Raw genomic sequence first — 12,632 nt, forward strand, 5'->3', positions numbered from 1 at the left:
GGGCGCTTTCAGCGCCCCGCCCCTTCTTCTTTCAGTAAGAATCTGCTCTGCAAGCAGGTCCTTCGGTTACTTCATCAGGACCAGCGTACGGGTCTGGTTGAAGGATCCCGCATCCATCCGGTACAGATACATGCCGCTCGGCATGGCGCGTCCGGCTGCATCCCTCGAATCCCACTGGACCGAGTACTGACCGGGGGCCATCTGTCCGCTGACCAGCGTGCGTACCTGCTGGCCCAGCATGTTGTAGATCGTGATGTTCACGTTCGCGGCTTCAGCCACGTTGAACTGGATGGTCGTCGTCGGATTGAACGGGTTCGGATAGTTCTGGCCGAGCATGAACGCATCGGGCAGCACTTCCTGTGCCGGTTCATCCAGATCGGACTTCGGATCGTCCACACCATCAACGTCTCCGTCGACCGCCGTTTCATCGTCGGTCGGCTTCGCGTTTCCGTTGTCAATCACATCATCGGGCTCTTCGATTCCGGTGCTCATGGCGGACGCCGAGAACACACCCACGTCGGAGAACGCGGAGATGACCCCGTTGCCGCTGGAGCGGACCTGCCAGAAGTACATGCCTGGCTCGAGGCCATCCGGACGATAGTACGCGTTGGCCACACCCTCGAACACCGTCGGATTCGACATGTCCGGGGACGTGCTCAGGTACAGATCGTACGTCACCCCTTCACCGGCTGCAACGGGCAGGATCCAGCTGATGGTCGGCGACAGCGTACCAACGCGAACACCACCCACCGGGCTGCCCACGCGCGGCTGCACAGCGACGGCACCGGCATCGACGACAAAGCTTTCTGCTGCCGAGTAGGTCCCGAATGTGGCTCCACCGTCATTGGAGACGGCCACGCGCCACCAGTACGTATGACCCGGAATCAGATCGTTGACGGCCAGGAACTGGTCTGTCGTGACCTGGGTCTGCGTGACCGTACCGATATTGATGAAGTTCTGTGTGTAGCTCCACTGGACGCGATAGGCGTTCGGACCCAGCGTGGACCCGTTCACATACCAGTTGAACACGGCCTGGTCATCGGACAGGATGAGTCCACCGACCGGGTACGTCAGAACAGCGTTCAGCGTGCTCAAAAGACCCGTGACCGTGAAGGAGCCCTGGGACTGCGGATTCGTCCAATCTGATTGTCCACCACCCGTGTAGTTGGCACGGACGCGCCAATGGACGACATCACCGTACGACAGCCCCGTGATGGTGTACTGGGTGTTGGTCAATCCCGTGACCGTGGTGCAGTTTGTGGTGAAACCGGAATCGTCACAGTACTGGACATCGTACGTGGACACACCCAGGGCCGGGCCGTTCAGGTACCAGGTCAGCGGCTGGGTCAGGGAGTAGGTCGTCGGATTGCCGATCGGCCAGCTGGCAACCGGGAACGCATCGTCCTCACCACCCACGACATGGAAGGTCTCCACGACGGAGTCCAGATCGGGCGTGATGCCATTGGACGACGTCACGCACCAGGCGTAGTCGCTGCCCGGCAGCAAGCCCGTTACCTGGGTCTGCGTGACCGAAACGGTCGGCAGCGACACCGCACCCGGGGCCACCTTCAGGGCTGCACAGCTCGCTGGAACCGCGCCACCCGTGTAGTCCAGGTACCACACCGTATAGTCCAGACCACCGAACTTGGTGCCCGTGAACCAGTGCAGCGTCGGCGCCGTGGTATAGATTTCCAGGCCATCCACAGGATAGCTCGGGGTCACCGCGACGTTCGTTCCCACACCCTGCGTGGTAAACTCTTCGTAACCGGACCATGCGGACTGCTGTGCGCCAAGGTTGCTCCGGACGCGCCATACATACGTCACACCGGGATCGAGTCCCCCGCAGAACGTATCGGTATCGAACTGGAGTCCCGTCAGACCGGTGGTCGAACAGACCGTTGGACCGGTCGGAACCGGAACGGCCGGCGTGCTCGTGCCATCCGCCAGATAGACTTCGACGTCGAAGGTCAGGTTGTTGAACGGACCACCGGTGTACCAGGACAGCACCGGATCGTTCACGTATACGATGTGACCGTCAACCGGATAGCTCTGGATGGGCACAACGGCGCGTACCACCGTCTGGAACTCGGCGAGTTCAGACAGACCGACCATGCGATCCGTCTCATCCAGGTCATGGATTTCCTGCGGCACCCAACCGGTGGGAGGCACCGGCCACATGGTCGCTACACGCCACGTGTAGGTCGAGCCATACAGAATGGGGGTCGGAAGGTTGTTCGAGGAGAACATGGTCACCTCGGTGAAACCATCGGCGGCATTGGTGTTGTCATCGTTCTCGATGTCCCCACCCATGATGGCCGGCGTGGCTCCATCGAACGACAGCTTGTCGTTCAGGTCCAGGTCCATGCGCCAGTACAGATCGTGTGACGTGGCGTGGGCCACATCCCAAGAGAAGTTGAAGATGTCCGTGTTGTGGAGCGTCAAACCATCGGCCGGATAGTTCAGCGTCGGCTGCAGCTCGTCGATCGTACGGAACGTGGCCGTCTGGCAGAACACGGCGCCGGACAACATGTCGGCCGTCAGTCCCCAGTAATACTGGGTATCGTTCAGGAGCACAATGCCCGCATCCCGATCGGCATCCGTGATGAAGTGGTCTTCATTCAGTCCCGTGGCAATAAGGGGTGTTACACCGTCTTCCTTGAGCGTCGTCGTGAAGACGGGTGCCGACAGGTCACTGTTCAGCGACACTTCAAGAAGCAGCGTGGTCAGCGACGACGGGTGCGGTCCGGCCGGCCAGTTCTCGATGTCCCAGTTGAAGTACGGCTCGATCGAGATTCCCGTTTCCGTGTTCAGCGGATACATCCAGTCACCCTCGTAGGTGCTGCCGAGGTAGGCATTCGGATCGGAGAAGCGCAGGTCCACGATCTCCATGCCGGTGTAGGTCACGTCCTGCTCACCGGAGTCGAAGGAGTAGACCCCATCGGTATTGTTCGTTTCGACGAGGGTGACCTTGTCTCCCAGGCCGAGCGAGCCGGTATTCAACGTGAACCGGTCTCCGGGCGTGAGTGTGGTCGGCGCCTGGCCGTTCACCGTGATGGCATACTCCACCGTGGGCTCGACGTCGAAGATGTCGCTGCCCGAACCGCCGTTGATGACCACCGTGTCGAGACCGCCGAACGCGAACGTCGTGATTTCACTGGAAGCCACGGAGGAAATCTGGCTGTGCGTCAGGGAGAAATCGACATTCAACGTGATGTCGTCATCCGTAGCCGGGAACGTGAACGTCCGTGTGGTACCGGTCAGGTTGTCCATGATGGGCTCGAGACCGGTGTAGGTCATGAGGTTGCCATTTACGGTCACCGTTCCGTCATTCGCGTTGGCGTAGACGTGATCGATGGTCACGATGCCCGGACCGTCGTCCAGGATGAGGTCGTCGGAGTTCGTTCCACCGGCACCGCCGTTGTACGTCAGGTTCGGACCAGCGAGCGGATCGCCTGCCGACCAGTCCACCGTCAACGTGTCGTCGTCGTCACCGCCATTGATGACCACCGCGTTGTTCACGTTGGCATCGAGGAGACCGAAGGCAAAGGTGTCGTTTCCGGCCAGACCGTTGAAGGTCGTGGTGGTACCTGCGCGACGGTAATCCATCGTAAGCGTGCCATCGGTGGTCCGGGATTGGTTGTCAGCCGCATCACCGTCGTCGCTGATGACCACGGCGTCGGGACCGGCCGAGAAGTTGAACACCTTGTTCGTGGCACCCAAATCGTCCTCGTTAACCGGAGAGTTCAGGTACGTGAAGTCATTGCCGCCGTCAATGTCGACCGTGGACGCAGCGAAATCATGCGTGATGGTCATGAAGCCGGAGCCGTTGTCCAGAAGGAAAGAGTTGGTTCCGGTACCGCCGTCCCAATCCACCGTACCGGCCGCCACGGGAATCCCGTTCAGGAAATCGACCAGCAGGTCGTCGTCGTCGGCTCCGCCCAGGATGGACGTAGCGTGTGCCGCCGCCGAGTCGAACGCCTGGAGCGTCAAGGTGTCGTTGCCCCCGCGAGCATCCACCGTGAGCGTCGGCGTCCCACCGGTCGGGTTGTTGAAGGTTACGTCGGTGTTGCCGTCGCTGATGAAGCTCTCGCCGTCACCGGCATCGCCGTCGTCGCCGATGGTACCCGTGTCCGCACCGGCCGTGAAGAAGTACGTGCGATCCTCGACCGTCAGGTCGTCGTCCACGTTCTCCGTGTTCGAATACGTGATGATGTTGGGCAGACCGACGTCAATCGTACCGGCTTCGAAGTCATGGGTTACGGCCGTGTACGAATTGTTCGACAGGTTCAGGTCGTCCGATGCACCCGGTCCACCGTCAAAGGACAAGGGGCCGGTAGCCAGCGGGCCATCGCTGGCCATGTCCACGTTGAGTTCGTCATTGCCCGTTCCGCCCAGGATGTCGATGTTCGAGCCCGTGAATGCCGAATCCAGGACATCAATGTTGATGGTATCGTTGCCACCACCTGCGTCGATGTTCAAGTCCGTCGTCGCGGCGACATTCACGAGGATGGGAGTTCCGTCATCGGAATCGACCAGGATCACGTCGTCGCCGACGCCACCACCTTCCGTGATATCGATGATTTCATCGTTGCCCGTGCCGTTGAAGAGACGGGTGACCGCCGGTACGTCGTCGACTACGTCTTCGAGGTTGCTGTACGTGATCGTGCCATCGTCGACGTCAATCGTCCCTGCGCCCGGCCCTGTGAACGTGTGCGTCACGGGGTCGTTGTTGACGTTGTCGGTCACGGTCAGGTCGTCGGTCCCGCCGACGCCGCCGTCCACCGCTACACCACCGGCCGGAATCGGATCGCCGTTGGTCAGGTCAATGACGAAATTGTCATTCGCTGCAGGGTCACCTGTCAAGGAAAGGGACGTGACATCGGCCAGCGGGGCCTGGAAAATCGGGTTGCCGTTGAAGTCGACCTGGATGTCCGTACCACCGGTCAGGGTCGTTGTGGTCGTACCACCTCCCGGAGGAACCGTGAAGGAAATCGGACCACCCGCGCCGAGGACTTCGAATTGATAGTCTTCGATCTCCCCCTGTGCGACAGCCGGTGCACCGTAATTGGTGTTGGGATCGGCCACCGTGACGGTTCCAACCTCAAAAATGAACCGGAACCACCGTCCCGGGGCCGGATTCGCCACACCCACGCCCGTCACGGAGATCTGATGCGTCCCTGCACCTGGAATCAGGAAGATCTGCTGGGCATTGTCAGTGAACGTGGCGTTGTCCTGCGTGTCCGGCCAGACGCTGAGACGTCCTGCAGCCTTGGTTTCCACTTCCAGGAACAGCGTACCGTTGGCCACGACAGGGCTCACCTGGGTCACGCCATCCGGTACCGGATTGTACGTCAGACCCAGCGTGTTGATGATCGAACCGTCGCCAATGGATGCGGTGTTGTCAAAGCCCGCGTTTCCGACGTCCTGGGCCAATGCGGGCGATGCAAGACCTACGAGCAGCAGACTGAACGTCCATGCAAACGTAGAAAAACGGGTCCGCAGCGTATTGTAACGGTAATTCATGGTATTTCTGGGGCTCCAGACGCGGGTTGCGACGGGATATGGTGGTACTCCGGGTACAGTATGTCAGGTATGGAGTACGTACGAAAGTATGAAATTCGCAATCGGTGCACACAAAAAGAGCGGGTGTCTCCTGTGTCCAACCCATACTGGATTTTCACCTCCGGACCTGACCGAGCAACGTAGCTTGCAACCGGAACTGAACACACGCGCAACGCCCCACCATGATCCTGATCCTCAAGCCGAATACCGATCCCAACGGAGAGTCGTATGCCCAGCTGGTACGCCACCTGGATTCGCTGGACGACATCCGGTACAAGACCCACGTCATCCAGGGTACCGAGCAGACGCTCACCGAGATCTACCTGCTGGGCAATACCAAAGCCCTGCAGAAGGAAGCCATGCAGAGTCTCCCGTGTGTGGAGCGCGCCGTCCGGGTACAGGAAGCCTACCGCATACTGGGTCGTCACGGGCACGAAGAACGTCAGACCGGATTCACCTACAATGGCGTGACCTTCAGCCAGTCCACGCTGCACGTTTTCGCCGGACTGTGCGCCGTGGATATCCCGGAGCACGTCGAGCAGATGATGCAGGCGCTCCAGGAACACGGTCAGGTCACGACGCGGATGGGCGCCTACAAACCGCGGACCAGCCCCTACTCCTTCCAGGGCCATGGTGCCAGTTGCCTGCCATGGGTATTCGACCTGGCGGGCAAGTACGGGATCAAGGTCATTGCCATGGAGGTGACCCATGAATCCCATGTCGACGAGATCCATCAGGCACTCGCAGCAACCGGGAATCCGACCGGCGTCATGCTCCAGATCGGCACCCGGAATACCCAGAATTTCGAACTCCTCAAGTCCGTGGGACGTCAGAATACGTATCCGGTCCTGTTCAAGCGGGGCTTCGGCATCACGCTCGACGAAAGCCTGAACGCCGCCGAATACCTGGCCAGTGAAGGCAACAGGAATGTCATTTTCACGCTCCGGGGCGTCAAGACCAGCATGGGCGACCCGCATCGCAATCTGGTGGATTTCTCGCATGTCCCGGTCGTCAAGCGTCTGACCCGGATGCCGGTCTGTGTGGATCCATCCCATTCCGTCGGGACCCGCGACATGGCTCCGGACGGCATAAGCGATGTCATGCACGCCACGGCCCAGGGAGTCATCGCTGGCGCCAACATGATCCTGGTGGACTTCCACCCCGCCCCCGCCAAAGCCCTGGTGGATGGACCCCAGGCGCTCCGGATTCCGGAGCTGGGGCGATTCCTGGAGGACGTATCCATCGTTCGCGAGGCCTACCTGAAACGATGCGCGCTGGCGGCTTCCTGATGGGAGATGCGCTCGGCGACGTGCTTCCGGGCGTCAGATTCCTGCACGGGTGAAGACGTCGTCCACGAGTGTCCGGGCATCCCGTTGGATGCGCTCCAGATGGGCCTGGTCCACGAAGCTTTCGGCGTAAATCTTGTAGATATCCTCCGTCCCTGAAGGCCGGGCTGCGAACCATCCGTTCTCCGTTTCGACCTTCAGACCGCCGATGGGCGCGTTGTTGGCCGGCGCGCGGGTCAGGATGCGCGTGATGGGATGGCCGCCGACGGTCGAGGCCTGCACGTCGTCCACGGAAAGGGCCGAGAGCGCCTTCTTGCGGGCCGGACCGGCGGGAGCATCGGTGCGTGCATAGATCGGTGCGCCGAATCGTTCCGTGAGCGCCGTGTAGTGCTCCCCGGGATCCTTCCCTGTATGGGCCGTGATTTCGGCGGCCAACAGATTCATGATGATGCCATCCTTGTCCGTCGTCCACGTGGTCCCGTCCCGACGCAGGAACGATGCGCCCGCACTCTCTTCCCCGCCGAAGCCATACGCCGACGACAGGAGCCCGTCCACGAACCACTTGAACCCGACCGGGACCTCGGCAACACGGCGCCCCAGGTCACCCGCCACACGGTCAATCATGGAGCTGGATACGAGGGTCTTGCCGATCTGCGCGTCCCGCGGCCAGGACGTCCGGTTACGGAACAGGTACTGGATGGCGACGGCCAGGTAATGATTGGGATTCATGAGTCCGGCCGACGGCGTGACAATACCGTGACGGTCGAAATCGGGGTCGTTCCCGAATGCCACATCGAACCGGTCCTTGAGGTCCACCAGGCCGGCCATGGCCCACGGCGATGAACAGTCCATCCGGATTTTCCCGTCCCGGTCCAGCCGCATGAACGAAAATGTGGGGTCAACGCCCGGATTCACGACGGTGATGTCGATGCCATACCGCTCGGCGATCAGGTCCCAGTACGCCGCGCCAGCCCCCCCCATGGGGTCGGCACCCAATCGCAGGCCGCTGGCCGCAATGGCCTCCATGTCGACGACCGCGCCCAGGTCGGAAATGTAGTCACGACGAAGGTCCATGGGGCGGGCGGCGTCCAGCGCGTCCTGGAAGGATACGCGCCGGACGCCGCCCGCCCCCTTCCGGATGAGTTCATTCGCGCGATCCTGGATCCACCGCGTGACATCGGTATCGGCAGGCCCCCCGGTGGGCGGATTGTATTTGAAGCCGCCGTCCTCCGGCGGATTGTGGGACGGCGTAATGACGATCCCATCTGCCCGGCGGCTCCGCGTCCGGTTCCAGCCCAGGATGGCCCACGAAATGACCGGCGTCGGCACCGGATCCAGGTTTTCCTGGTAGATAACGGCGACATCGTTGGCGGCCAGTACTTCCATGGCCGTTTCCAGGGCCGGGGCTGAGAGCGCGTGCGTATCGGCCCCGATGAACAGCGGCCCGTCAATGCCCTGCGCGCGCCGGTACTCGCAAATGGCCTGCGTAGTAGCCAGGATGTGGATCTCGGTGAACGATGCGTCCAGCGATGAGCCCCTGTGACCGGACGTGCCGAAGGCGACCGGCGGTCCACCCGGCGCTGCGGCATCGGCCGAGCGCGTGAAGTACGCATCGACCAGGGCCGCCGTGTCCATGACCATGTCAGCCGGGACAGACCTTCCGGCGAGGGGGTGGATGTCGGAAAGACCGTTCGAAGAAGTCGGGCTCATGGGAAAGCAGAATTGGATGTACCTTGACGACCGCAAACATACTGGATGTCATTCATGGAAGTTCTCGGCATTGATATCGGCGGCACAGGAATAAAAGGAGCCGTCGTCGATGTGACCACGGGAATGCTGGTGACCGACCGGCACCGCATTCCGACCCCTCAACCGGCCACACCTGCTGCCGTCGCCGACGTAGTGGCGGAAATCGTGCGACATTTCGGATGGAACGGGCGGCTCGGATGCACCCTGCCGGCCCGCGTCGAGCACGGGCTGGTGCGGACGGCCACCAACATCCATGACGACTGGGTGGACACGCGCGTGGACGAATTGCTCGGACACGCGACGGGGCTGGACGTGCATACCTTGAATGATGCCGATGCCGCCGGTGTCGCCTCCATGGCGTTCGGCGCCGGGCAGGGCCGTGACGGATTCGTGTTCTTCGTAACCGTCGGCACGGGAATCGGGACCGCCCTCTTCATGGACCATCATCTGGTACCCAACACCGAACTGGGGCACCTCTCGCTTCGGGGCATGCCGGCAGAGAATTACGCCAGCAACCGGGTGCGTGAAGAGGAAGGGCTCTCGTGGGAAGCCTGGGCGGGGCGTTTCCAGGAATACCTGGACCGTGTCGAATTCCTGTTCGCACCGGACATCATCATCATTGGCGGCGGCATCTCGCGTCCCCAGAAGGCCGCCGAATACATGCCCTTCCTTAAAACCAATGCCGAACTCCTGACCGCAGCCCTGGAAAACGAAGCCGGCATCATCGGAGCCGCCTGGGTCAGCGCACAATCCTGACGCGATCCGGTACCACGAGGACGTTCGGGAAGGTCCGGGAGAGGGCGTCATGCAGGGCCATGGCCCGGTTGCGTGTGGTGAAGTTACCTATCCGGACCCGATAGTACGGAGAAGCGAATACATTGTAGACGTCTTCCGCCCCACGGATTCCCAACCGTCGCAGGTCCTCCTGGGACAGCGTTTCCAACCAGGTGAGCAAGCGCTCTTCGGTCTCAACCGTTTCCCGCCGGTTGATGGACGAGAACACCTGTACCCGGAAACCGGCCCGCTCGACGGCAATGCCCCGGTCGGCCAGGCTGCGCATGAGGGAATCCGGAACGGCATGATCCACGTCCCTTTCGGCCGGGACGGGCATTTCGTCCATCGGGGGAACGTCCCAGGTCTCCACATCGCTCCACGGACGCACGGTGGCGACCGGGTCAACCGTATCGGTACTCGTCGGACGGGTCGGGGCACAAGCGGACACCCAAAGCGCGGACAGCAAAAAGAGGATGGGGACGGTACGATTCATGATCAATAGGTGCCGTCTGATGATTCACCCTTCAAGATAGCGACCGATGCACTCGCGCCCAGGCGAGTAGCGCCGTGTGCGATCATGGTTTCCGCATCTTCCCGGGATCGTACGCCTCCCGATGCCTTTACGCCCATTCGCGGGCCCACAGCCAGTCGCATGAGGGCGACATCGGCCGGGGTGGCCCCCCCTTTTGAGAATCCGGTCGATGTTTTCACGAAATCCGCGCCCGCGTTCCGGGCCAGGACCGAAGCGATGACCTTTTCCTCATCCGTCAACAGAGCGGTCTCCAGGATGACTTTGACAATGATCCCGGCTCCGACGGTACGGCCGGCATCCCGGGCCGCCTGCACGACCGCACGGATATCATTTTCCACATAGTCATGGGCTGCGGAACGCAGCATGCCCACGTGGATGACCATATCCACCTCGCGGGCACCGTCACGAACAGCCTGACCGGTTTCGAACGCCTTCGATGCCGTGCTGGTCGCACCGAGCGGAAACCCGACGACCGTACAGACGGCGACCGGCGTTCCCTGCAACTCTGCCGCCGCCAGGGGGACGTATGCTGGATTCACACATACCGATGCAAAGCAATAGCTTCGCGCTTCCTCGCAAAGCGCGCGGATTTCGGCCTCCGTCGTTTCGGGTTTCAGCGCCGTGTGATCAATCATCCGGGCCAATGGAGGGGCCAGGTCACAGGCCGAATAACCGCGTACGCCCGCCCGGTCGGCGTGCAGGCCGACGCGGCATGCCCCTGCATGCACGATGGGGTCCAATTCGTGTCCCGATCCCGCGGGGGCGCTGTCGGCAGCGGCCCGGTACCGGGCCTCGAGCCGACCCAGCAGTTCCTGTCGTTCGACGTCTGTCATGCCTGCAAGATACGGTCCATCCGGTCTGCATCCACAAGCACCGTTACCGAGCCCGCATCCACGGCAATCCGGATGTCCCGACCTTCCAGCGTGCACATTTCGCCATCGGCATGGATGGGAATGCCACGATCCACATCGATCGTCAGACCTTTCACCTGTTCATACGTCACCTCGGGGGCCTCCAGATGGGCTCCGGTCCGGGCCCTGGGAAGCATCTGCAACGCGCGCGATCGACTCATGCCCCGGGCAATACACGCATCCAGCAATCCGTCGGCCACCAGGGCACGTGGATTGAGTCGGAACCCCCCTCCGGAATCCTTGGCATTTCCCACCGTCGTGAACATCAAAGAGCCTGTATGCAGGACGGTACCCTCGGTCGACCGGATGGTGGCCCCGACCGGGATCCATCGCGCCAGCGCCACGAGCACGGCCACCGAATAACCCACGCCGAAGGGCAAATGCTTCCAACGGGGGGCATACCATGCCGCAAATGCGTCCAACCCGATCCCGCACGCGTTCACGAACCGTCGGGTGCCTTCCCCGTGGGTGTCGCGCCAGGTAACCGTCCCGGAGTCCATGTGCAGGGGAACCCCGTCCCGAATGGTCCTGAATGCATCCATCGGATGGCTGGACAGGTGCAGTACCCGGGCCAGATCGTTGCCCGAACCCGCCGGGACGATACCGAACCGGATGGGCCGTCCTGCCTCACACAGGCCGGCAGCAATTTCATTCAGGGTTCCGTCCCCTCCCACACCGATCACGGTTTGAACCGCCGCCGGAAGGCTCCGGGCCAATTGCTCGGCATGGCGTGTCCCCTCGGTGAGGAGGAGATCAATCGGACCCAACACTTCCTGCGCCATGGCATGCAGGCGTACCACATCGGGACCCAGGCGTCCCGATCGGGCCGCGGGATTGGCAATCATGGAGATGGTCGTGGACATGCCGCAACTTACGACGGCCGCGCCCTATCTTCCGCACGCTATGAATCGTGTACTTGGATGCCCATTTTTTCTTCGCAAGGCGGGCCTGGTCGTGTTCGGCGCGATGATGTTCGCCGCCTGCACCCGGTCCGGGCCTGAGACCCCGCCGGACACACCGCCTGATGCGTCGTTGGATGCCCCGCATACCGGCAGCATACGGATTGCTCCTCTGGCTCCCAGTGTCACCGAAATGGTCTGGCTCGTCGGCGGTCGTGCGGCCCTTGCGGGCGTCACGACCGCCGACGATTTCCCGCCCGGCATCCAGGGACTGCCCACCTACAGCGCGCTGCCCATCGATTACGAGGCCATTGTCGTGCTTGAGCCGGACGTGGTCATCGGAACGCATCAGGTGAATGCGCCGCGCGACATGGAAGCCTTCGAGGTCCTCGGCATTCCGGTAGAGCTGCTGGAGAATCGCAGCATTGAAGATCTGCTTGAAGCCATTCTCCAGATCGGAACGCTGCTGGACCAGACCGATCGGGCCCGGTTCGTGGCGGATTCCCTCCAATCCCGATTGGATGCGTTGGATACCGTCGTGGAGGGTACGCGGCGTCCATCTGCACTCTTCCTCATTTCGTCCTCCACCTCATGGTCTTTCGGACCGGAGAGTCACATCCATGAACTCATGGAATACGCGGGGTTTGCATCGATTACGGCGAATTTCGACACGGAGGCCCCGGTATTGAGCGACGAGTTCGTCATCCAGGCCGCGCCCGACTACATTTTCGGAAGCTTTTCGGACGAACATCCCCTGGAGGCCCTGCTCGAGCACCATCCGGCGTGGCGCCATGTCCCCGCAGTCGCCAACGGACGCGTCTTCCGGATTGACCCGGATCTGGCCTTGCGTCCGGGACCGAGGGCCATCCAGGCGGCGTGGGACATGGCCGCCATCCGACAGGCAACGCCCGGATCATGA

8 protein-coding genes are annotated in these 12,632 nt (G+C 61.9%); 3 read left to right on the forward strand and 5 right to left on the reverse strand.

Annotated features, from left to right (window positions below; translation table 11 throughout):
* Positions 1 to 66 precede the first annotated feature (66 nt).
* Positions 67 to 5,523, reverse strand: a complete 5,457-nt coding sequence (locus RIE53_04075) for a FlgD immunoglobulin-like domain containing protein (GenBank protein MEQ9103851.1) — start codon at positions 5,521 to 5,523, stop codon at positions 67 to 69.
* A 221-nt stretch (positions 5,524 to 5,744) separates the two neighbouring features.
* Between RIE53_04075 and RIE53_04080 the strand changes: the two genes are divergently transcribed.
* Positions 5,745 to 6,851, forward strand: coding sequence for a hypothetical protein (locus RIE53_04080; protein ID MEQ9103852.1), 1,107 nt, complete (start codon positions 5,745 to 5,747; stop codon positions 6,849 to 6,851).
* 33 nt (positions 6,852 to 6,884) lie between these two features.
* On the opposite strand, the gene pgm is transcribed toward RIE53_04080, so the two are convergent.
* The gene (gene pgm / locus RIE53_04085; protein MEQ9103853.1) at positions 6,885 to 8,558 is read right to left on the reverse strand and encodes a phosphoglucomutase (alpha-D-glucose-1,6-bisphosphate-dependent); all 1,674 of its coding nucleotides are present in this window, start codon (positions 8,556 to 8,558) and stop codon (positions 6,885 to 6,887) included.
* Positions 8,559 to 8,612: 54 nt separating this feature from the next.
* Here pgm and RIE53_04090 point away from each other — a divergent pair, with 54 nt between their 5' ends.
* Positions 8,613 to 9,353, forward strand: a complete 741-nt coding sequence (locus RIE53_04090) for an ROK family protein (GenBank protein ID MEQ9103854.1) — start codon at positions 8,613 to 8,615, stop codon at positions 9,351 to 9,353.
* Here the strand turns inward: RIE53_04090 and RIE53_04095 are convergent.
* The 3 genes from RIE53_04095 to RIE53_04105 are packed head-to-tail and all read right to left on the reverse strand — an operon-like array spanning position 9,337 to position 11,677.
* A complete protein-coding gene (locus RIE53_04095) occupies positions 9,337 to 9,864 on the reverse strand; it encodes an SPOR domain-containing protein (protein ID MEQ9103855.1) in 528 nt (175 codons plus the stop codon). The two genes, RIE53_04090 and RIE53_04095, sit on opposite strands and share 17 nt — an antisense overlap.
* A gap of 2 nt (positions 9,865 to 9,866) precedes the next feature.
* Positions 9,867 to 10,736: a deoxyribose-phosphate aldolase gene (gene deoC, locus RIE53_04100; protein MEQ9103856.1), complete on the reverse strand. Its 870-nt coding sequence runs from the start codon at positions 10,734 to 10,736 to the stop codon at positions 9,867 to 9,869.
* A complete protein-coding gene (locus RIE53_04105; GenBank protein ID MEQ9103857.1) occupies positions 10,733 to 11,677 on the reverse strand; it encodes a diacylglycerol kinase family protein in 945 nt (314 codons plus the stop codon). Before RIE53_04105 ends, deoC begins: the two co-directional genes overlap by 4 nt.
* Before the next feature lie 40 nt (positions 11,678 to 11,717).
* Between RIE53_04105 and RIE53_04110 the strand changes: the two genes are divergently transcribed.
* On the forward strand, positions 11,718 to 12,632 hold the full coding sequence (locus tag RIE53_04110; GenBank protein MEQ9103858.1) for an ABC transporter substrate-binding protein: 915 nt from the start codon (positions 11,718 to 11,720) through the stop codon (positions 12,630 to 12,632).

The sequence above is a fragment of the Rhodothermales bacterium genome, from assembly GCA_040221055.1.
In the GTDB taxonomy this organism is placed as follows: Bacteria; Bacteroidota; Rhodothermia; order Rhodothermales; family UBA10348; genus 1-14-0-65-60-17.